The following is a 21,646-nucleotide window of genomic DNA, read 5'->3' as shown; positions in this document are numbered from 1 at the left end:
AAAATATATGGCAATGTCACTAAAGGTTATTGTTCCTCCTCATCCATTAATAAAACATTGGCTTTCAATATTGCGAGAAAAAAATACTCCAAATATTTTGTACTCAACAGGATATGAGCAATTAGGGAAATGGCTTACATATGAAGCATTACGTAATTGGCTCCCATATAAAAAAGAAATAGTAAATACTGATAATGGAGACGCAGATGGATTTTTTATTAATAATGATTATCCAATAAAAGTGCTCGCAATGTTGCCCGAAGGGTTATCTCTTTGGTTTGGATCTAAAGAAGTAATTCCTAATTCAACCCTCTCATTAGGAGAACTTCCTAAAACTATTGAATCAAATGAAGGAGTTATATTTTATTCAGAACAAATAACAACAAAATCAGCAACATTAGAAACTTTAATTAAATTAAAGGAATTAGGTGTTGATTCAAATAGGATTCTTTTAATAACTGCTATTTGCTCAAATAAAGGGTTAAATGAAATTGCGAAAATACTCCCTAATCAGGTAATTTACACTTCTTGCATAGATGAGGAAGACGAAAAAACACAACAATTACTACCGGGTATTGGGAATCCTCTATCGCGTTTAAGTACTATATTTCAAGATAAGAACTAATATAGAATATAGGAGTAAATATTTTACCAATGTCTGAATACAGAGATTCCTCTTCAAATAATCTTTTATCATTAATAAGCGGTGCTTTTATTGGAGCAGCAGGTCTAGCTTGGTGGTTAATATCCGAAGCAGACAAAAGAAAGGAGGAAAAAAAACAAAAAGCAATGATGTATTCTTCCAGAATTCAAGACGGCTCAGAAGCTATTGATTCAAATGAAAATATAAATGAAGTTGAAGGAGAGAATTTGGAGAAGAAAGTTGAGCAACTTAATTCTGCAATTGCTGATGTCAGGAAGCAACTTGAAGAGTTGGGACAATAGAATAAAAAAGGTTCTCAAATAATATGAATAAACTAAGATCATCTGCAATAACCCAAGGTGTGCAAAGATCCCCCAACAGATCGATGTTAAGAGCTGTTGGATTTAATGATGAAGATTTTAATAAACCTATTATTGGAGTTGCAAATGGATACAGCACCATAACACCATGCAATATGGGTTTAAATAAGTTAGCTCTAAAAGCTGAAGAGTCAATAAAAAGATCAGGTGGGATGCCTCAGATTTTTGGGACTATAACAGTAAGTGATGGGATTTCTATGGGAACAGAGGGCATGAAATATTCCCTAGTTTCAAGAGAAGTTATTGCTGATTCAATTGAAACAGCATGCAACGCTCAGAGTATGGATGGAGTACTTGCTATAGGTGGATGTGATAAAAATATGCCGGGTGCCATGATTGCGATTGCGAGAATGAATATTCCTTCAATTTTCATTTATGGAGGGACAATAAAGCCTGGGAAATTGCATGGAGAAGATCTTACTGTTGTTAGTGCATTTGAAGCTGTTGGACAATTAACATCAGGCAAAATTAATGAAGAAAGGCTAATCCAAGTTGAGAAAAATTGTATTCCTGGTGCTGGTAGCTGTGGAGGAATGTTTACAGCTAATACAATGTCTGCGGTTATTGAAGTATTAGGGTTAAGTCTTCCTCACAGTTCCACTATGGCTGCTGAAGATCTTGAAAAAGAACTCAGTGCAGATAAAAGTGCTGAGATATTAGTCTCTGCAATAGAAAAAGATATAAGACCTCTAGACCTAATGACAAAGAAAGCATTTGAAAATGCAATATCAGTAATTATGGCAATTGGCGGATCAACAAATGCGGTATTGCACATCTTAGCTATTGCGAATACTGCAGGAATAGATATCAACATTAATGATTTTGAGAGAATCAGACAGAAAGTGCCCGTTATTTGTGACCTTAAACCGAGCGGTAAATATGTGACTGTGGATCTTCATAAGGCAGGTGGGATTCCACAAGTAATGAAAATACTTTTGAATGCAGGATTAATTCATGGCGATTGCAAAAACATTGAAGGCAAAACCATCTCAGAATACTTACAGAATATTCCAGATAAGCCTCCAACAAATCAAAATGTCATAAGAGACATAGATGATCCTCTTTATAAAAAAGGACATCTAGCGATATTAAAAGGTAACTTAGCGAGCGAAGGTTCTGTAGCCAAAATTAGCGGAGTAAAAAACCCTGTATTAACAGGTCCTGCAAAGATTTTTGAAAGTGAAGAGGATTGTTTAAAATCGATATTAAATAACGATATAAAAGCTGGTGATGTTGTTGTTATTAGAAACGAAGGTCCTGTAGGAGGTCCAGGCATGAGAGAAATGTTAGCACCAACATCTGCGATTGTTGGTCAAGGGCTAGGAGAGAAGGTGGCTTTAATTACCGATGGCAGATTTAGCGGTGGTACATATGGTCTTGTTGTGGGTCACATAGCTCCAGAGGCTGCTGTAGGAGGAAATATTGCTCTAATAAAACAAGGAGATTTAATTACAGTAGATGCTGTAAAACAACTAATTGAAGTTCATTTATCTGACGAAGAATTAGAAAAAAGAAAAAAAGATTGGGTAAAACCTATTCAAAAATACAAAAGAGGAATTCTTTCAAAATATTCGAGAATCGTAAGTTCATCAAGTTTAGGGGCTGTTACTGATTTATAAATCAGCTCAAATTTTATTTTTTTAATCAATAAAACTTTTTATCCTATTTGCTAAATTTTCCAATCTAGCGCTATATTTTGGTGAGTCGCATTTTTTCCCATTATTGCTATCCATCCATAATGTTTTAACTCCACACCATAATATTGGTGCATCAGGGAAGTTAAGCTTAGAGATTACTAAAACCAAATCTTTATTTGATTTAAAAAGTTCTAATTCAAGATCATAAATTTCTAATCTTTTACCTTCTTTATCTCGACATAAGATATTAACTGTTAAATCAATATCTTCATCTTCAAATTCGTATTCACCATTTATTTTTACTACAGAATGAACAAAAGGTTTATTTGTTAGATCTGCTGACTTAGCGATTAAGCTCTCTATATTTTTTGGTGGATTTTCAAATAACACTTATTGATTTAATTAAAACTTTTATTGAACCCTGTTTAAACTCATTATTAAGTAATCCATCATCACCGAACTTAGAGTGTAGTAGTTGCAATCTTTTAATTTTAGATGGCTTGAATTTAAATGGGAAACGTACTTTATTAGCTCTTACTGAAGGTTTTAACTCACTAAAAGGAATTTGAACATTTGTTGTCCCGAATTTCTTTGTTGGGAATGATTTAATCCATCTAAGTCCACCCGGAATAAATTCGGTTAGTCCTAGTAGATCATCTTCACAAGCAACAGCAAATTTAAAAGTTCTTCCTTGTCCATCAATATTTAATTCAAAGGATGAATACTCAGATACATTTAAAGAAGGTTTATATATAGACGATCTACAACTAACAAATCCTCCTGCTTTCTCGACAATATTACCCTTTAATATCAAACCCGAATTTGAAATTTCACAAAAAGCTGAACTTGATCCGCCCATAACAGTATCATTTAATGTTTTCCAACCATCAAACTCCTTTTTTTGGAATAAAAATTTTTTCTTACTCATTAAATAATTTAAATTATTAAATAACTTTAACTAAATTTCTAATTCTTTTGCTGATTCCTGATCACAAAATATTGAAATTTGATTAATAGATTTTATTAATTTTGATGGTGTTCTATCTGGTGGCTCTTTTTCATCTAATAACCTCTCAAGAGCAATTCTTTTAGAAGCTCCACTAACTAAAAATACTATCTTTGATGAGGCTGAAAGGACCTTAGGAGTTAATGAAATTCTTTTTAATCCTTTACCCTCATTAAAAATCACGAAATCATCTAGATTATTATTTTTTTGATAAGGGAATAGTGAAGCTGTATGACCATCGTCTCCAAGACCTAATAAAGTTAAATCAAAGGAGGGGTGGTTTGATCCACATTTTTCAAATAATTTAGAAATAAATTGATTTTTTATCGTTTCATCATCAGCATTTAAATTATTGAAAATTTCATAAAAAAAAGCTTTAGATCCAAAATTAGTTAACAATGTATTTTTCAACATCAACGTATTACTTAATTCTGAATTTGGATCAACACATCTTTCATCTCCTAAAAAGACATCAACCATATCCCATCTAAGATCACTATTAGATAAGAGCTTGTAGACGGCTTTAGGAGTTGAGCCTCCACTTACACAAAATTTGAACCTTTCTTTATTTTTTAAATTACGAATAATTTGACTCTCAATAAACTTAAAAACAGCTGTTGATAGTTCTAATTTGTCTTTGTATATATTTATGGTGTATCCATTTTTGACCTTTTCAATCATTTCATCCATTCAGTATGAAAACTACCTTCCTTATCAATTCTTTCATAAGTATGAGATCCAAAACAGTCCCTCATAGCCTGAACAAGATTCTGGGGAAGTCTATTGGTTCTATAACTATTCAAGTAATCTAAAGTACTGGATAGGCATGGTACTGGTATACCAGCTTTTGTAGATAAAGAGACTACTTTAGCTAAGTTATCTAATCTACTCGCAATATCATTATTGAACCAATCATCAAAAATTAAATTTTTTAGATTAGGGTCTTTATTATAAGCATCTTGAATTTTACTTAATAATTTTGATCTAATTATGCAGCCACCTTTCCATATTTGAGCAATTGACGGCATATTCAAACCATAGTTATATACTGCAGATGCTTCTCTTAAAATATCCATACCTTGGGCATAGCTAGCGATGGTGGAAAGGACTACAGCATCAAATAAAGGTTTCATTCCATCTGATATATTTCCTAAATCAAAATCCTCTATCTCTTTAGATGGAATAGTTTTTTCAATCTCACTACGTTGCTCTTTTAAAGAACTCATTACTCTGGCATTTAAAGATGCATAAATAGTTGGGACTGATACCCCCAGTTCTAGAGCACTTACAACAGTCCATAAACCAGTACCTTTCTGGCCAGCTTTATCTAATATTTTTTCTACAACATCATCTCCAGTTATCTCATCTTTTGTATTTAGACAAATCTCTGTTATCTCGACAAGATAAGAAGCTAATTCATCAGTATTATTCCAAATACCAAATACCTCTGACATCTGCTGTCCATTCATACCTTTAACTCTCTTCATAAGGTCATAAGCTTCTGCAAGTATTTGTTCAATTCCATATTCGATTCCGTTATGAACAGTTTTTACAAAATGACCTGAGCCTCCTGGCCCAACATATGCTACGCATGGGCCGTCTTCAACTTTGGCCGCCATCTTAGTTAATAAGCTTTCTATTGCATCATATGAAGCCTTAGTACCCCCAGGCATCATACTTGGGCCCTCAAGAGCACCTTTGGCGCCACCTGAGACTCCCATTCCTATGTATCCAAAACTTTTACTTTCAAGGGTATTTACCCTTCTTTCTGTATCTTTAAATTGAGAATTACCACCATCTATTAATAAATCTCCTTCCTCAAGATATCCAGAAATATTGTCTATCACTGCATCTGTTGCGGGTCCAGCTTTTACCATCATTAGAATTCTTCTAGGTCTCTCGAGCTTGTTAACAAATTCTTGAAGAGTTTCAGCTCCCTCTATATTTTTTCCAAGACCGCGACCTTGCAAAAATTCTTCAGTTTTTGAGAACGTTCTATTAAAAACTACACTAGAAAATCCATTTCTCTCTGCGTTAAGAACTAAATTTTCGCCCATAACACCAAGACCTATTAAACCGAAATGTGCCTTGGACATAAAAAATTAAAAAACTCAATAAATATAGTGTGCCTTTAACTCAACAAAATTGCTCAAAAAAAGAACTTATGTCAGCGAAAAATGATCGAAAAGATTTAAATAACAGTTCCGTTTGCAATAGTTGCATTTTTAACTACTACGACAATCCCGTTTCTTATATAGAAGCCTAATTCTGGCTTATCTGCTTCTTCTACTCGATCTTTATTAATTATCACAACATTATCACCAATCCTCGTATTCTTATCAAGTATTGCTCTTTTTACAGTAGTTCCTTCACCTACTCCAAGGGGTGTTCCACCTCCTTTTCTTAATTCAATCCTCTCTTCAGGCGATTCAAAGAAATCTGCACCCATTACCAAAGTATCTTCAAGAACAGAATCACTTTCAATTCTACTTCTTACACCTAAAACACAATGTAAAATACTACATGACTTCAAGATTGTACCTTCACAGACTATTGAATTAGTAATCTGAGCATCTACTAGTTTAGAAGGAGGAAGAAATCTAGGTCTTGTATAAATTGGAAATTTTTCATCATAAAAACTGAATGGAGGTTTTGGTTGCTCTGTTAATGCCAAGTTTGATTCAAAGAAAGCTCCAATCGTTCCAATATCTTCCCAATAATCATCGAAGACATAACTCTTAAGAGTATCCCCCCTTTTTAGAGCTTCAGGAATTATGTCTTTACCAAAATCTGTATAATTTGGAAATTTGTTTAAAAGATCAAAAAGAGTATTTCTACTAAAAACGTAAATCCCCATTGAGGCAAGATATGGTTTTTCTGCAGCCGATTCCTTTGTCAATCCAAATTTTGAGGTGTCCACTGCCATTGCCTTCAGCTTCTCTCCAGTAGGCTTTTCACTGAATTCTTTAATATTCCCTAAATCATCTGTTCTCATTAGGCCAAAACCTTCTGCTTGAGCTTCATCAACAGGTAATGCTGCAACAGTTAAATCCGCTCCGTTATCTCTATGATGCTGAACAAATAAACTGTAATCCATCCTATACAATTGATCACCAGACAATATTAAATACTCATCAACATCCCATTCTTGAAATAACCATTGGTATTTTCTTACAGCATCAGCAGTACCTTCGAACCACTTCGGGCTGTCAGGAGTCTGTTGCGCGGCTAAAACCTCCACAAATCCTTGACCAAAAGGGCCATTTAAATTATACGTTCTTCCTATATGTCTATTTAGAGATGCACTATTGAACTGAGTCAATACGTACATTTTTTCTATGCCTGAATTAATACAGTTACTAATTGGAATATCTATTAAACGATACTTTCCTGCCAATGGAACAGCAGGTTTAGCCCTCATTTTTGTTAGAGGGTAAAGTCTAGAACCTTTTCCTCCTCCGAGGATGATGGCCAACACACGCTTCATTCAATCTAATGGAGGTAGAGATACAACTATTTAAAGTAACTGATTATGGGCAAATTTAGAAATAGGAATGGTCAGTTTACGAAGGTATTTCGATAAATCAATATAAAAACTTAATATAAGTGGACAATATTAACTATTTTTATCTTCATCAACCAAAGAAAACAATTTTTCAACGATTTTTAAAGAAGCTTGTCTTTCTTCTCTTGATTGAGGGCTTCTCAACTTAGTAACAGGTGTGTGAAGTATTTTATTGATGATTCCTTTAGTTAGAGCTTCTACAACTTTTCTCTCTCTAGCAGAAAAATCTGGTCCCATCCTACTAAGAGCTTTTTGTAATTCCTCTTTTCTAATTAACTCCAAATCTGATCTAAGTTTATTAATTACTGGAACTGCCTCTAAACTTGCCCACCATTCTAAAAAAATGATTCTTTCTTCTTCTACTAATAATTCGGCTTCCTTTGCTATTTTCTGTCTAAATTCTTGATTTCTTGAAACGACCTCTTGAAGGTCATCAACATCAAATGATTTTACAGATTGATGTTGTTTAACATCATTAGATATATTCCTTGGTACGCCAATATCAATAAATTTAAGTTTATTACTTAAATTTAATTTTTCAATTCTAGCAAGATCAATTATTGGTTCTTCTGAGGCTGTACTAGTGAAAACAAGAGTAGATATTGATATATTGTTATCTAATTCTTTTAAACCTTTACAAACAATTTCTATGTCTGGGAAATCAGCAGCAAGATTTGATGCTCTATCAATATTTCTATTAACTAGGATAAGTTTATGACATCCTTTTGATTTCAGATGAGTAATTAAAAGCCTACTCATTCGTCCAGCGCCAACTACAAGAACTTTCTCTGATTCCAAACTCACAAGAGTATCAACACCCTTTTCTTGTCCAATTTTTAATTGAGCGAGTTCTACCGCTGCTGAACTGATTGATACAGCTCCAGTGCCTAAATTTGTTTCAGATCTAACTTTTTTACCTGTACTAACAGATTGGGTTAACAGTCTATTAAGAATAGGCCCAGTAGATTGATTCTCTTGACCTAATCTCATCATTTTTTTTACCTGAGAAAGGATTTGACCTTCGCCTAAAACGAGACTATCTAGTCCTGCAGAAACTTTCATTAAATGCAAAACTGCATCTTCTTGTCTAAAGCAAAAAAGATGAGGATTTAAATCTTCAAAAATAATTCCGGAATATTCTGATATAAATTCTTTAATTGATGAAATACCAGTATTTTTATCTTTTACTAGCGCATATATTTCTAACCTATTACAAGTACTTAAAATTGAAACCTCTAAAACATCAGAAAAAGCTTTTAATGCTTCCAATGATTGTGTTATGGATTGGTCAGGAATACTTAACTTCTCACGCACTTCAACGGGTGCCGTGCGATGACTTAGTCCGACGACAACGATATGCATAAAATTAAAAGTGAATTTTTAAAGGCTGATACTCTTAGCACCATCTTTTATATGGACAGTATTTGTAAATCTTGCAGTACTATCTAATGTACTTATTACTAGACTGCTTGTTCTAACACAATCCCTTTCAAATTTAACACCGTTAAATAATAATCCATCAGTTATTCCACTACCAGCAAAAACAACATTTTCTCCTGATGCCAATTCATTAGCTTCATAAATCTTATCTATATCGGTTATTCCCATTTCATTTAGACGATTTATATTTCCTTCTTTTGTGTAATCAGCCCACTCAGAAGTTTGAGCGATTGCTGGATCATAAACTAGTTGTCCTTGAAAGTGTCCACCAAGAGCCCTCATTGCAGCAGCAGAAATAACACCTTCTGGAGCCGCACCAATACCCATCAAGCAATGTGTCCCAGTCCCCGCAAAACCGCATGCAATGGCAGCCTGAACATCTCCATCAGAAATTGGTTGTACTTTTGCTCCACATCCTCGAATCTCTTTAATTAAATCTTTATGTCTGGTTCTATCCATTACAACAACAGTAAGCTCATCAATGGAAAGATTCAAGCAATCACTTAGAATCTTCAAGTTTTCAGTAGCTGAATTTCTAATATCTACTTTTCCTTTAGCAGCGGGAGGAGCCGCTAATTTGTTCATATAAAAATCAGGTGCGTTAAAAAGACCGCCAGTATCTGAGGCGGCTAAAACCGCCATAGATCCTCTTTGATTATTAGCACAAAGATTAGTTCCTTCACAAGGATCTACAGCAAAGTCAACCCCTGGACCACTTCCACTACCTACTTCTTCTCCTATGTAAAGCATAGGTGCTTCATCTCTTTCACCTTCTCCAATAACTATTTTGCCTTTCATTTCAATTTTGCCCATTCGCAATCTCATTGCTTCGACGGCCGCAGCATCAGCTTCATCTTTTTGACCTAGTCCTGTTAGTTTTGCTGAGGCAATTGCAGCTTGCTCTACAACTTCGAGAATTTCTTGAATTAATGTTTGATTCACAATTAAATTTTGAGGATTTTCTAATAGGTTTTGAGTATGATCTCACAAAAAACATCATTTTTATGAGAAATATTATGCTAAAAAGCTTTTTTTAACTCTTTACAGCTGTTACTTTATCAGGCCGTGACTTGAAATTAGGAATAAACAACTAAATATAGTATCTTTATTAAATATTTAAAAATAAAATGACCGAGTTAGATCAAACAAAATTAGTTGGTGTTAACAGACCAATTCAAATAATTCCTTCAGTATTACCAGCAGATTGGGCAAATATGGGTGCATGTGTGAAAGAGCTAGAAGAAGCTGGGGTAGATAGAATTCAATTTGATGTAATGGATGGAAATTTCGTTCCAAATCTTACATTTGGCCCTGAAATGATTTCTGCATGTAGGAAATATTGCAATGTCCCTTTTGAAACTCAATTAATGGTTAGCCAATACAATTGTGAAACTATGCTTGAATCTTATGTAAACGCTACAAAAGGAGCAAATGGTGAACCAGGAGTTGTAATAGCTCATGCCGAAGCAAATATTCATTTACATAGAGTTCTTGGAAAAATAAGAGACCTAGGAGGGTCTCCATCTGTTGCATTAAACCCTCATACTCCTTTTGAAATGATTAAAAACATTATGGATATGGTTGATCATGTACTGGTTATGACAGTTAATCCCGGCTTTGGTGGACAGGCTTATATACCAACAATGCTTAATAAAATAAGAGAAATAAGAAACTTTATTATCGAAAAAAACTTAAATGTCGACATTGAGGTTGATGGGGGAATAAAAGCGAATTGGACTATTTCACAATGTGCCGATGCTGGTGCTAATTGTTTTATTGCAGGGAGTGGAATGTTTGCTTACCAAACATTAAAAGAGGGATGTGATGACTTGAGAAAAGTTGCGCAAGAGGCTCAAAAAGGTATCGTTCTTTCAGAACCCAAATAAACATCACTAACGATTATCAAATCACCCAAATATCCAGCCATAACTATGTAAACCTATTCCTAAGAAATTAACTCCTAAATAACATATTAAGACCACTAAAAAACCTATAGATGCTAATAATGCTGGTTTACGTCCTTGCCAACCTTTACTTATTCTCATATGCAGATAAGCTGCATAAAACAACCAAGAAATAAATGCCCATGTTTCTTTTGGGTCCCAACTCCACCATGTGCCCCATGCCTCGTTAGCCCAGACCGCACCTGAAATTAAACCGAGAGTCAAAAGAACAAAACCTATTAATATATAACGATAACTTAATGTATCTAATTCCTCTGAATGAGAAAATTCAATAGGTTCAACTAAATTACTTAAAGAATAGTTATTAGAAATTTTAAAACCACCAATACCTGTAGAACTACTTCTTATTTGAAGGGGCTTATCCTTATCAATGAACAAAACAGGAACCGAAAGTAAAGAACCTATTATTAATGCTGCATAACTAAGCATTACAACGCTAACATGCATTACCAACCAACTAGATCTTAAAGCTGGAACCAAATTAGATGATAATTTCAAATCCTCGGGCAAAACAAAACAAGCAAATGCCACAGTCAGTAACTCAATAGATATTGCAATTGAGGGGATTATTGGAGATTGGTATTCCCTTTCAATAAATAATTGTCCCATTGTGATCCCCCAAGTAAGGAAATAAAGAGATTCATACAAATTGCTAATAGGAAAGTGTCCAGAAATTGACCACCTAAAAAGTAATTGAAATGATATAAGTAAATTTACTAGAATCGTTAGAAGTCTCACCGTTAATGAAGACTTTTTTTTGAAAACTGCACTTAAAGAAATTGGTAAATTAATTAATAAAAAATAAAATACTAAAAGACCTAAGACCGAAACTGGATCATAAATTAAATTTTCAAGAAGTTTATTTAATATCATCCAAGAATTTATACGTTTTTATTTTCAATAACAACCAAATAATAATTTAAATCATTCCTTTGTGAGAAAATTTTTAATAATAAAGTTTTAATTTATTTTACAAAAGGATTTCAAAGTTTGAAATTACGACCTAGATAATACTTTTTGACTATGGGATTATCAGCTAACTCAATTGATGATCCCTCAGCTAAAATTTTTCCTTCACTTAATACATATGATTTGTTTGTAATTAAAAGTGTTTCCCTTACATTATGGTCAGTAATAAGAATACCTACCCCGTCACTACTTAATTTAAGAATTAGTTTCTTTAAATCATTTACAGCTAGAGGATCAATTCCTGCAAACGGTTCGTCTAACAACAAATATTTAGGTCCTTTTCTGCCTACAGTAAGAGCCCTAGCTATTTCACATCTCCTCCTCTCACCACCTGAAAGTTGATAACCAAAATTATCTACAAAATTATTCAAATTAAATTCATTAATTAATTGTTCTCTTCTGTTTCTAATTGCTGCTCTACTATAAGAAGAATTCTGCAAAGCCAAATCTATATTGTCCTTAACTGTGAGGTCTCTAAATATACTCGCTTCCTGAGTTAAATATCCCAACCCAAGTCTTGATCTAATTGGGAGAGGAAGATTGGTTATATTTTTACCATTCATTAAAATTTCACCTCTATCAGGTTTTATATTCCCAACTGCAAGATTAAAAGTTGTAGTTTTCCCTGCACCATTTGGTCCCATCAAACCTACAACTTCCCCTGGATTTACAGTTATAGAAACATTATTTACGATTAATCTTCCTTTAATTGAAAGAGATACATTATGAATTCTTAGGTTCATTTTTCTTGAGATCGTTTGGTTTTCTTTTTTTCTTTTAAAAAAAATGAATCAAGAATTAATAATTTAATTGGAGAAAAAAAAATATTCATATTCATCAAAGAGGTCTCAAAAAAGGCTTATCGTTCTCATTTAGTAGCTCTTTATTCTGTAATTTCCTCAATAAATCTTCTAAACATTGGCAGAAGGATTCAAGATCAATTCCTAAATTAATCTTGGTTCTTGTTTTTATTCTACCTAAACCCTCTCCAAGCAAAATAGTAGCTCCATTTAAATTACCCTTAGTCAAGTGAAACTGAGAAACAGATACTTGTAAAATTCCCTGGATGACTTGTCTTTCATCACCATCAACCGAATTCCAAATTTCTTCAAAAGCATCATGAGCCTCATACCATTCTTGATTGTTAAAAAGATTTAAAGCTGTGAAAAGGGAGTCTTTAAAACTTTTTGTACTTTCTTCGTGCATAAAACTAATTATTAATTTTTTTTCTTTTTATTTATTTTTCTCATTCTTATTGAATCCGGTGTTACCTCTAGCATTTCATCTGGACCAATATATTCGAGTGCTCTTTCAAGAGTAATATCAACAGGTGACTGCAAAGTATCAAGTTCTTCTGCCCCTGCAGACCTCATGTTAGTCAATTGCTTAGTTTTACATATATTTAACTCAAGATCTTGGGGTCGATTATTCTCTCCAATTATCATTCCCTTATAAACTTTAACTCCAGGTTTAATGAAATAGACTCCCCTATCTTCTGCATTCTTTAATGCATAAAATGTTGCCACACCTTCCTCAAAAGCAATCAGGACTCCATTTCTCCTGGTTTCAAAATCTCCTGTTTTAGGTTTATATTCATAAAATGAGTGACTCATGATACCTTCACCTCTTGTTATCCGAACAAATTCTCCACGAAATCCAATTAATCCTCTTGATGGGACAAGAAATTCTAATTGAGTTCTCCCATCTGCACTTGTCTGCATATTTTTCATCTCCGCCTTTCTCGATCCAAGTTTCTCTATACAAGAGCCAACTGACACTTCAGGCACATCTAGGACCAAAGTCTCTATAGGCTCACATTCAACATCATCAATTTTTCTAAAAATTACTTGAGGTTGAGAGATTTGGAACTCGAACCCTTCTCTCCGCATAGTTTCAATCAAAATTCCTAAATGTAATTCTCCTCTTCCTGAAACTGAAAACCTATCTGGTGAATCAGTTTCTTCGACCCTAAGGGCTACATTTGTTAAAAGTTCCCTTTCCAATCTATTTTTCAACTGTCTACTAGTAACAAATTTCCCTTCTTTACCTGCAAATGGTGAGTCGTTTACAACAAAAGTCATATTTAAAGTAGGTTCATCAACTTTGATTAATGGAAGTGGATGTGGAGAGTCGGGACATGCTATGGTCTCACCAATATTGACGTCATCGAAACCAGAAACGGCAACGATATCTCCTGCGAATGCTTCATTTATGTCAATCCTTTGTAATCCTTGGAATCCTAATAGTTTACCAACCTTACCTTTAATAGTTTTTCCATTTTCTTTAATTAAACTAGCTTGTTGACCATTTTTTATAGTTCCATTATGAATTTTTCCAATTACAATTCTGCCTAAAAAATCAGAATAGTCCAAAGTAGTTATTTGTAGTTGAAGAGGCTTATTTGCATCACCCACTGGAGGCGGAACATGTCTGATAATAGCTTCAAAAAGAGGCATCATATTATCACTATTAGATTCCATCTCTTCTTTTGCGAACCCAGATAGGCCACTTCCAAAAAGATAGGGAAAATCACATTGATCATCATCGGCTCCTAATTCTAAAAACAAATCCAGAACCTTATCAATTGCAATTTCTGGTACTACTCTTGGTCTATCAATTTTATTTACAAAAACTATAGGCCTAAGCCCTTTTTCTAAAGCTTTTTTTAAAACAAATCGTGTTTGAGGCATTGGCCCCTCGTTTGCATCAACGATAAGCAGACAACCATCAACCATTCCCAAAACCCTCTCTACTTCTCCTCCAAAATCTGCGTGACCCGGAGTATCTATTATATTGATTCTGGTGTCTTTATAATTAACTGCAGTATTTTTAGAGAGTATTGTAATTCCTCTTTCTCTTTCAAGATCATTTGAATCCATTACGCATGTAGGGATGACTTCATTATCCCTAAATATTCCCGATTGAGATAATAATGCATCCACAAGAGTTGTCTTCCCATGATCTACATGGGCAATAATTGCGACATTCCTAATTTCTTTTATCGAAGATGACATTTATAAAATTTATATAAATATTGTATTGAACCTATTAAGGCTAACTCAAAGAATGCTTATTATGAGTATTTTCTCTCAAAGACTTTGAAAAATATAATCATTTAAATTTTTTATTCTCTATTTGAACTTTCAAAAACTCTTAAAGCTTCAATTGATCCCTCATACCTCCAATGCCAAGGTTCATAATCTATATATTTATTATCTTTGGTGAACGATAACTTAAAGTGAAATTTAGCTGCATTTTTTATTAACCATTTAAAGGCACCAGTATTTTCGAATTCAGTCTCAAAGTCTGTTTCTCTTTGAGTAGCATCACCAATATCAATTGCAAAACCAGTACTATGTTCAGAATATCCAGGGGGCGCTGAAACTCTGGCTCTTTCAACAGCTTCCTGATTTCTAGAAGATTTAAGAGAATAGAAGATTTCGTTTTGCAAATTTATTGACCTATAACCACTCAAGAAGACTAAGTATATCCCATCCTTTTTTGCTTCGTCCCTCATCTTTAATAAAGAATCACGCATATCAATATGAACTTCAATATTGGGCTCAATTACAACTAGTTTCTCATTGGGAATTTCGGAATAGGGTAGATGGCCCAAAATTCTATGATCTTGATTTATTTGGGCCTGAAAATTTGGATTATCAAGGGATCCATTTTCTATATTTCTTATTAATCGAAAAGCAAAAATAGAAAAAAAGAGGAAAAGAAATGGTGAAAATATTAATAATTTTTTTAATACTATTGAATTGGGATTATTTAAGTGAGTTCTTCTAGCTATAGGTATATCGTAATCAGTTAAATCTTTTTCTTGTTCCAATATTTAGCGGTGAATTTAAAAAACATATTTCGATATTAACTATTATTTTAAGAAATGCACTTTTATAAGCAAAAAAGATGTAGCTTTTATATACAGTATTATTTTTTTTCGTATGTTGAGAGTAGCTGTTATTGGAGGAGGTCCAAGTGGTTCATGTGCTGCAGAAATACTTGCTAAAGCTGGGATAAAAACGTGGCTCTTCGAGAGAAAATTAGATAATGCGAAACCATGTGGAGGTGCTATTCCTCTCTGCATGGTAGAAGAATTTGATTTACCAGAGTCAATTATCGATAGGAAAGTAAGGCATATGAGAATGATATCTCCATCAAATAGAGAGGTAGACATAAGTCTAGATAGAGTATATGGGGAAAGCGATAATGAGTTTATTGGGATGTGTAGAAGAGAAGTTATGGATGCTTTTATGCGTAATAGAGCATCAGATCTTGGGGCAACATTAATAAATGGATTAGTTACTTCTATTGAAACTGGTAACAATAATCAAGGGCCTTATAAACTCTCCTATTCAGATTTTACGAATGGAGATAAAAAAGGAGAACTTAAGGAGCTTACCGTTGACCTTTTAATCGGAGCTGATGGAGCTAACAGCAGAGTAGCAAAAGCAATGGATGCAGGGGATTACAAAGTTGCTATTGCATTTCAGGAGAGAATTAAACTACCTAAAGAAGAAATGAGTTACTACGAAGATCTTGCTGAAATGTATGTAGGCACTGATGTTTCTCCGGATTTTTATGGGTGGGTATTTCCTAAATATGATCATGTTGCAGTGGGTACTGGAACAATGCAAAAGAATCAGTCATTAATTAAAGGTCTTCAAGAGGGAGTAAGAAATAGGGCAAAGAAAAGACTTGTTAATGGTGAAGTTATAAAGGTAGAAGCACATCCTATCCCTGAGCATCCAAGACCAAGAAGAGTTGTTGGGAGAATGGCTTTGGTTGGTGATGCAGCAGGTTATGTTACAAAGAGTTCTGGTGAGGGTATTTATTTTGCGGCAAAGAGCGGGAGAATGTGTGCTGAAGAAATTGTTGAGGCATCAAAAAACGGCCAAGTAATTCCATCAGAAAAAGATCTAAAAAACTATCTTAAAAAATGGGATAAAAAATATGGAACAACTTATAAGGTACTAGAAATCCTCCAAAATATTTTCTACAGAAATGATTCTGCAAGAGAAGCCTTTGTTGAGATGTGTGATGACATGGATGTTCAAAGACTTACTTTTGATAGTTACTTATACAAAAGAGTTGTCTCTATGAAACCATTACAACAACTTAAAATTACAATGCTTACACTTGGTTCCATCTTAAGAGGAAAAGCTTTAGCACCTCAAAGCTATAAACCTGTTGATAGTGCTGTAAGGGAAAATAAAGAAGTAGAAAAGATGCTTGAAAACTATTCAATAAAAGGGGGCATTAAAGTTAAGAGTTAAAAAGTGTAAAATCAGCTATTTTTAGAGAATAATTTCTAATTAAGCTCAACAAATTAAGTCTATTATTTCTTATTTCTAAATCCTCTGCCATTACGAGAACTCCCTTCTCACTATCAAACATATTTTCAATAGTCTTTATATTAATTTCAAACAAATTTAGAAGTTTCAAATAATTGCAATATTCTTTTTGGAAAAGTTTTTCTAATTCTTTAATAAATTCAAAAACTTTCAATTCACAATCTTTTTCAAAAAGTTTTGTATTTACATAATCTCTTGTTGAGAGAACTTCTGTTGAAAGATTGTTATTATTAGCTAATTTGCTTACCCTGGTAATAATTTTCTGGATATCAACAAAAATTTCCTTTTCTTTATAATCGACAATACACTTAATTCTATTTTTTAGATCAATAAGATTTAATATTCTTTTTTGAGAAACTTCATCAGAAGTAAAAACGGCTTTTATTAATTCTTTATTGAGTGATATTTCTTCAAGATGACTAAAAATTCTTTGAACTAAAAAATCATTTAAATCATTTAAAACTTCCTCTTTTGAGAAGTTAAAATTAGGGAAGGAGATTTTCCAAGAATCGATTAGTTCTTTAAATAGATTATCTAAAGGCAAATCAAATTCATAATTCCAAATTATTTTAATCACTCCATTCAAATTTCTTCTTAAAGCATATGGATCAGATGATCCACTTGGACGCTTTCCTGAAATAAAAATACTTATTAAAGTTTCAATCTTATCTGCGATAGAAATTATTGCGCCATATTTTGTAGAAGGTAAAGCATCCTTATAAAAAGAAGGTAAATAATGTTCAGCTACCGCCAAACAAACATCCTTACTAAATCCCTCATTTTTAAGATATTTACCACCCATTATTCCTTGCAACTCAGGGAATTCAAAAACAATTTCACTACACAAGTCGTTTTTACAATATCTAGCTGCTTCTATTAATTTTTTATCATCTAAAGACTTATCGTTTAAAAATATGAGAATTTTTTTAGTAACTTCCTCTATTCTCTCAACTCTTTGAAAAATATTTCCAAATCCTTTCAAATAAGAGACAGATTTAAGTTTTTCATTTCTTTGTATTGAGGAAACTTTTTTATCACTTTCTACAAAAAACTTTGCATCTGAAAACCTCGCCTTCAGTACTTTCTCATTACCTTTGGCAATATTGCTATTTGATTCTTCAAGACCATTTGAAATAACAAAAAAATTAGTACTAATGTTTTTTTCAGAACTTAAATCAAGTTTTGAAAAAGTATTATTTTTTAATAATAGAGGTACATATCTCTGATGAGTTTTCATAACTGTTGAAAGAACTTCAACAGGAAGATCTAGAAATTCTTCACTAAATTTACCAATAATCAAGTCTGGCCATTCAACTAAATCAGTTAGTTCATTAAGTAATTCTTCAGAGAGGTCAGCATCAAGAGTTAGTGATTTAGACGCCTCATTTATTAAACTTCTAATTTTTTCTTTTCTTTCTTTTCGCTTAACTAATACCCTATTTTGTTTCAGTAATGCAAAAAAATCATCAGGATTCTGAACTTCAAAAACTTCATTTATTAGTCTATGGCTTAAAGATTTGTTACTTATTTCGACTTTTGGATCACATTCATCAAACGCGAAATCAAGAATCTCATCATTGTAAATAGAAGTAATCCACCGAATAGGTCTTGAAAATTTTATGTTCCCTGCGCCCCACTTCATAAATCGAGGCCCTTGAAGACTCTTTACTACTTTAGGAATAATTGAAGACAAAGAAATTCTTGTTGATTGTCCTTGCTCAATTTTTGTACCAAAAACAAAATCACCCTTTTCTGTATTTTTTATTTCTAGATTGTCTACATCAATTCCTAAACTCTTTGCAAATCCTAAAGCAGCATTAGTAGGAGATCCATTTAAAAAAGCCGAACTTGCATTAGGTCCTTTTCTCACTACTATCTTATCTTCTGCGTAATCGACTAAGCCTTCGATAAGTAGAACTATCCTTCTCGGTGTAGAGGTAACAACTATATTGTTGTATTTGATTAATTTTTTATGCAATTCAAATTCTATAAGAGATTTAAATTGATCTAGAACAGAATGAGAAAATTTTGCTGGCAACTCTTCGGTTCCTATCTCAAGTAAATATTTAGACAAGAGAAAATTATGACTTCTATTACTATAATTTACTACCAGTTAAATAAGCTTTTCGCTAATGTATAAAAAGAGATATTTTTTGGTCCTTTGATCAAGATTGAGAAAGTAAAAAAGAAAAAAAATTCTGCCAAAGAAGAAACTGTTTGTTTGGCAAATGGATTAGAAGTTTCTAAATTTGAAAATTTTAAAAAAAGTAGCCAATTCCTTAAGGAACCACTTGCAACGGAATTAATCAATGAGAGCGATCATTTCACTAATGATGCAGTACAGTTGTTGAAATTTCATGGTAGTTATCAACAAGATAATAGGGAAAATAGAAAGCCTGGCAAAAGTAAAGATTGGCAAATGATGCTTAGGTTAAGAAATCCTGGCGGTGAAGTCCCTGGGAAATTATTTTTAGCATTAGATGAATTATCTGACAAACTAGGTAATGGAACACTTAGGGCCACTACAAGACAAGCCTTTCAAATGCATGGAATTAGAAAGGAGAACCTAAAAGAAGTAATTCAAACAATAGTAAATTCAATGGGCTCCACATTAGCCGCATGTGGAGACATAAATAGAAACGTTATGGCCCCCGCGGCTCCATTTGATTCGCCAGACTATAATATTGCAAGAACATTGGCAAAAAAAGTTGCAGATCTTCTCACGCCAATGGCTGGCCAAGGCACTTTTTTAGAGCTTTGGGCTGATGGGGATTTAGAGTACACCATAAAGCCTGACAAAGATATTGAAGCAATTAGGAAGCTCCAATTCAAAGATAATGTTTTTAGTGGGATAAAAGATGAACCTCTATATGGTTCAACTTATTTACCGAGAAAATTCAAATGTGCTGTTACAGTTCCTGGGGACAATTCTGTTGATCTTCTTACAAATGACATAGGAATAGTTGCCTTTACCTCTAAAGATGGAAAGTTAGAAGGTTGCAACTTCTATGTTGGAGGAGGAATGGGTCGCACACATAATAATGAAGAGACCTTTGCCAGAATTGCAGATCCACTTGGATATGTTGAAGAACCTGATGTCTATGAATTAATACAAAGCATTGTTGCTATACAAAGAGATTATGGTGATAGAAAATCAAGGAAAAATTCGAGAATGAAATATCTTCTTCATAGAAAAGGTATTAAATGGTTCAAAAAAATTCTTTCTGATAAGTATTTCAAAAAAGAAATAAAAAAAATTAGAAAAGAACCTGATAAGGTTCTTATTGATTACCTTGGTTGGCATAAACAAAATAAAACCTCCCATTTCGTAGGTTTACCATTATTATCAGGGAGATTATCTGGAGAGAAGAAGAATACCATCACAAGTATTGTTAAAAAATATAATTTAGATTTAAGACTCACACCTAATCAAGATATTTTACTTTGTAATATCGCCAATAAAAACAAAGGTGAAATTCAAAAATCTCTATCAAAAATTGGATACGAAAATTTAGAAAACATTAATGAAATACAAAGACACGCTTTAGCTTGTCCTGCTTTACCACTTTGTGGTCTTGCAATGACTGAAGCTGAAAGAATATTACCTGATGTATTAAAAAGGATTGAAAATTTACTATTAGATCTAAAAATACAAAAGACAATATTATTCAGAATGACAGGATGTCCGAATGGATGTACCAGGCCTTACATGGCCGAATTAGCACTTGTCGGAAGTGGGCAAAACAAATACCAATTATGGTTGGGGGGAAGTAAAAATCTACAAAGGCTTGCTAAACCATTCTTACAAAAAATGGAACTTAACGATTTAGAAAAAACTCTTCAACCACTATTTGATAATTGGAAGAGTAATATGAATTTGGATTTCGGAGATTTTATAAATACTCAAGATGAAAATTATATATTGAATTTACTAAATGAAAATCAATAGAATTTAAATTTTTCCATATAGGGCATTTGCTTTTTTATTTTTCCAAGCCCATAATTGATCACCATAACTAAAGTGCCACCATTCATTAGGATGTTGAGCGAATCCGAATTTAGTCATAATTTTCCTTAATAAATTTCTTCTCCTATTCCAAATAATTGCTTCTTCATTCTTCATATTGGCATAAAAATTAGGATTTGAGGTCTCATCCATTTGATCAACCATACCTCCCATTTCAACAAGATTTCCCTCTTTATCTAATAAACAAACATCCAATGCACCCCCAGTTGAATGAGGGGGAGGATACCTAGTGTCATAAGAAGGATATGCCCAAAATTTTTCAATTTTTTTTAAAATGGATGGATAAGATTTTATATTTTCAAAAGAAATATCAACATCCGATTTTTCACACTCTAATAAAAATGCTCTTTTAAACATAAATTCCTGGACTTCTAAAGGTCGCCAACTGTCATAAATTAAGAGGTTAAAACTACTCTTTGATATAAAATAATCATTTACTTTTAATAATCTATTTACAACCTCCTCTCTTAATTTCCAAATAGAAGTTTTATCTTTGTAAGGTGCTCCTAAATGAGAGTAAGGGTGTGGATCTAAAAACTTTAGGTAGCTAGGAATAGCTATCAATTTATCTCCATTATCCTTAATTGGTATTTTATTCCAAATTTTCAATTGAAATTTGCAATTGATTTATAGTCGCATAAATATCAAAAATTACAAT

The 21,646-nt window shown here is 33.0% G+C and carries 20 protein-coding genes; 6 read left to right on the top strand and 14 right to left on the bottom strand.

Features of this window, described 5'->3' with window-relative positions; translation table 11 throughout:
• Window positions 1–7 precede the first annotated feature (7 nt).
• Genes JJ847_06425 through ilvD form a run of 3 tightly spaced genes read left to right on the top strand, consistent with a single transcriptional unit; the run spans window position 8 to window position 2,642 of the window.
• On the top strand, window positions 8–625 hold the full coding sequence (locus JJ847_06425; protein ID MBO6960518.1) for a uracil phosphoribosyltransferase: 618 nt from the start codon (window positions 8–10) through the stop codon (window positions 623–625).
• 29 nt (window positions 626–654) lie between these two features.
• Window positions 655–945, top strand: a complete 291-nt coding sequence (locus tag JJ847_06420) for a hypothetical protein (protein ID MBO6960517.1) — start codon at window positions 655–657, stop codon at window positions 943–945.
• 23 nt (window positions 946–968) lie between these two features.
• Complete coding sequence (gene ilvD / locus JJ847_06415; protein MBO6960516.1) at window positions 969–2,642, top strand: dihydroxy-acid dehydratase; 1,674 nt, start codon at window positions 969–971, stop codon at window positions 2,640–2,642.
• 21 nt (window positions 2,643–2,663) lie between these two features.
• On the opposite strand, the gene JJ847_06410 is transcribed toward ilvD, so the two are convergent.
• The 7 genes from JJ847_06410 to glpX all read right to left on the bottom strand — a co-directional run bounded on the left by JJ847_06410 (window position 2,664) and on the right by glpX (window position 9,613).
• Window positions 2,664–3,050 carry a coat-like protein gene (locus JJ847_06410; protein MBO6960515.1) on the bottom strand — a complete coding sequence of 129 codons (387 nt, stop codon included), beginning with the start codon at window positions 3,048–3,050 and terminating at the stop codon, window positions 2,664–2,666.
• Window positions 3,040–3,588: a CIA30 family protein gene (locus JJ847_06405; protein MBO6960514.1), complete on the bottom strand. Its 549-nt coding sequence runs from the start codon at window positions 3,586–3,588 to the stop codon at window positions 3,040–3,042. The genes JJ847_06410 and JJ847_06405 overlap by 11 nt, the downstream gene beginning before the upstream one ends.
• Before the next feature lie 30 nt (window positions 3,589–3,618).
• Complete coding sequence (pgl, locus tag JJ847_06400) at window positions 3,619–4,356, bottom strand: 6-phosphogluconolactonase (protein MBO6960513.1); 738 nt, start codon at window positions 4,354–4,356, stop codon at window positions 3,619–3,621.
• Window positions 4,344–5,762, bottom strand: a complete 1,419-nt coding sequence (gndA, locus tag JJ847_06395; GenBank protein MBO6960512.1) for an NADP-dependent phosphogluconate dehydrogenase — start codon at window positions 5,760–5,762, stop codon at window positions 4,344–4,346. The genes pgl and gndA overlap by 13 nt, the downstream gene beginning before the upstream one ends.
• A gap of 95 nt (window positions 5,763–5,857) precedes the next feature.
• Window positions 5,858–7,153 (bottom strand): glucose-1-phosphate adenylyltransferase, encoded by a 1,296-nt coding sequence (locus JJ847_06390; protein ID MBO6960511.1) that lies wholly within the window; start codon window positions 7,151–7,153, stop codon window positions 5,858–5,860.
• 129 nt (window positions 7,154–7,282) lie between these two features.
• Window positions 7,283–8,593: a glutamyl-tRNA reductase gene (locus tag JJ847_06385; GenBank protein ID MBO6960510.1), complete on the bottom strand. Its 1,311-nt coding sequence runs from the start codon at window positions 8,591–8,593 to the stop codon at window positions 7,283–7,285.
• A gap of 18 nt (window positions 8,594–8,611) precedes the next feature.
• A complete protein-coding gene (gene glpX / locus JJ847_06380) occupies window positions 8,612–9,613 on the bottom strand; it encodes a class II fructose-bisphosphatase (protein ID MBO6960509.1) in 1,002 nt (333 codons plus the stop codon).
• Window positions 9,614–9,798: 185 nt separating this feature from the next.
• Between glpX and rpe the strand changes: the two genes are divergently transcribed.
• The gene (gene rpe, locus JJ847_06375) at window positions 9,799–10,557 is read left to right on the top strand and encodes a ribulose-phosphate 3-epimerase (protein ID MBO6960508.1); all 759 of its coding nucleotides are present in this window, start codon (window positions 9,799–9,801) and stop codon (window positions 10,555–10,557) included.
• Window positions 10,558–10,578: 21 nt separating this feature from the next.
• Here rpe and ccsB read toward each other — a convergent pair whose 3' ends face one another.
• The 5 genes from ccsB to JJ847_06350 all read right to left on the bottom strand — a co-directional run bounded on the left by ccsB (window position 10,579) and on the right by JJ847_06350 (window position 15,439).
• Entirely contained in the window at window positions 10,579–11,508 is a 930-nt protein-coding gene (gene ccsB, locus JJ847_06370; GenBank protein ID MBO6960507.1) for a c-type cytochrome biogenesis protein CcsB, read from the bottom strand.
• A gap of 110 nt (window positions 11,509–11,618) precedes the next feature.
• On the bottom strand, window positions 11,619–12,347 hold the full coding sequence (lptB, locus tag JJ847_06365; GenBank protein ID MBO6960506.1) for an LPS export ABC transporter ATP-binding protein: 729 nt from the start codon (window positions 12,345–12,347) through the stop codon (window positions 11,619–11,621).
• A gap of 94 nt (window positions 12,348–12,441) precedes the next feature.
• Window positions 12,442–12,810: a DUF309 domain-containing protein gene (locus JJ847_06360; protein MBO6960505.1), complete on the bottom strand. Its 369-nt coding sequence runs from the start codon at window positions 12,808–12,810 to the stop codon at window positions 12,442–12,444.
• Window positions 12,811–12,821: 11 nt separating this feature from the next.
• Window positions 12,822–14,618: a translational GTPase TypA gene (gene typA / locus JJ847_06355; protein MBO6960504.1), complete on the bottom strand. Its 1,797-nt coding sequence runs from the start codon at window positions 14,616–14,618 to the stop codon at window positions 12,822–12,824.
• Between the two features lie 110 nt (window positions 14,619–14,728).
• A complete protein-coding gene (locus tag JJ847_06350; protein ID MBO6960503.1) occupies window positions 14,729–15,439 on the bottom strand; it encodes a D-alanyl-D-alanine carboxypeptidase family protein in 711 nt (236 codons plus the stop codon).
• A gap of 112 nt (window positions 15,440–15,551) precedes the next feature.
• Here JJ847_06350 and chlP point away from each other — a divergent pair, with 112 nt between their 5' ends.
• Window positions 15,552–16,883, top strand: coding sequence for a geranylgeranyl reductase (gene chlP / locus JJ847_06345; protein MBO6960502.1), 1,332 nt, complete (start codon window positions 15,552–15,554; stop codon window positions 16,881–16,883).
• Here chlP and JJ847_06340 read toward each other — a convergent pair.
• A complete protein-coding gene (locus JJ847_06340) occupies window positions 16,873–19,035 on the bottom strand; it encodes a glycine--tRNA ligase subunit beta (protein MBO6960501.1) in 2,163 nt (720 codons plus the stop codon). The genes chlP and JJ847_06340 overlap by 11 nt on opposite strands.
• Before the next feature lie 87 nt (window positions 19,036–19,122).
• Here JJ847_06340 and JJ847_06335 point away from each other — a divergent pair, with 87 nt between their 5' ends.
• Window positions 19,123–20,910: an NADPH-dependent assimilatory sulfite reductase hemoprotein subunit gene (locus JJ847_06335; GenBank protein ID MBO6960500.1), complete on the top strand. Its 1,788-nt coding sequence runs from the start codon at window positions 19,123–19,125 to the stop codon at window positions 20,908–20,910.
• 3 nt (window positions 20,911–20,913) lie between these two features.
• Here JJ847_06335 and JJ847_06330 read toward each other — a convergent pair whose 3' ends face one another.
• Window positions 20,914–21,597, bottom strand: coding sequence for a D-Ala-D-Ala dipeptidase (locus JJ847_06330; GenBank protein MBO6960499.1), 684 nt, complete (start codon window positions 21,595–21,597; stop codon window positions 20,914–20,916).
• Window positions 21,598–21,646: the final 49 nt, after the last annotated feature.

Source organism: Prochlorococcus marinus CUG1438 (genome assembly GCA_017644325.1).
Taxonomy (GTDB): Bacteria; Cyanobacteriota; Cyanobacteriia; order PCC-6307; family Cyanobiaceae; genus Prochlorococcus_A; species Prochlorococcus_A marinus_AA.
The sequence above is the reverse complement of the archived record's forward strand: the minus strand, read 5'-3'. Positions and strand labels throughout refer to the sequence as shown.

Coding starts and splice junctions, on each gene's coding strand:
- JJ847_06425 (MBO6960518.1), top strand. CDS start 8: ATGGCAATGTCACTAAAGGTTATTGTTCCTCCTCATCCATTAATAAAA.
- JJ847_06420 (MBO6960517.1), top strand. CDS start 655: ATGTCTGAATACAGAGATTCCTCTTCAAATAATCTTTTATCATTAATA.
- ilvD (MBO6960516.1), top strand. CDS start 969: ATGAATAAACTAAGATCATCTGCAATAACCCAAGGTGTGCAAAGATCC.
- JJ847_06405 (MBO6960514.1), bottom strand. CDS start 3,588: ATGAGTAAGAAAAAATTTTTATTCCAAAAAAAGGAGTTTGATGGTTGG.
- pgl (MBO6960513.1), bottom strand. CDS start 4,356: ATGGATGAAATGATTGAAAAGGTCAAAAATGGATACACCATAAATATA.
- gndA (MBO6960512.1), bottom strand. CDS start 5,762: ATGTCCAAGGCACATTTCGGTTTAATAGGTCTTGGTGTTATGGGCGAA.
- JJ847_06390 (MBO6960511.1), bottom strand. CDS start 7,153: ATGAAGCGTGTGTTGGCCATCATCCTCGGAGGAGGAAAAGGTTCTAGA.
- JJ847_06385 (MBO6960510.1), bottom strand. CDS start 8,593: ATGCATATCGTTGTCGTCGGACTAAGTCATCGCACGGCACCCGTTGAA.
- rpe (MBO6960508.1), top strand. CDS start 9,799: ATGACCGAGTTAGATCAAACAAAATTAGTTGGTGTTAACAGACCAATT.
- ccsB (MBO6960507.1), bottom strand. CDS start 11,508: ATGATATTAAATAAACTTCTTGAAAATTTAATTTATGATCCAGTTTCG.
- lptB (MBO6960506.1), bottom strand. CDS start 12,347: ATGAACCTAAGAATTCATAATGTATCTCTTTCAATTAAAGGAAGATTA.
- JJ847_06360 (MBO6960505.1), bottom strand. CDS start 12,810: ATGCACGAAGAAAGTACAAAAAGTTTTAAAGACTCCCTTTTCACAGCT.
- typA (MBO6960504.1), bottom strand. CDS start 14,618: ATGTCATCTTCGATAAAAGAAATTAGGAATGTCGCAATTATTGCCCAT.
- chlP (MBO6960502.1), top strand. CDS start 15,552: ATGTTGAGAGTAGCTGTTATTGGAGGAGGTCCAAGTGGTTCATGTGCT.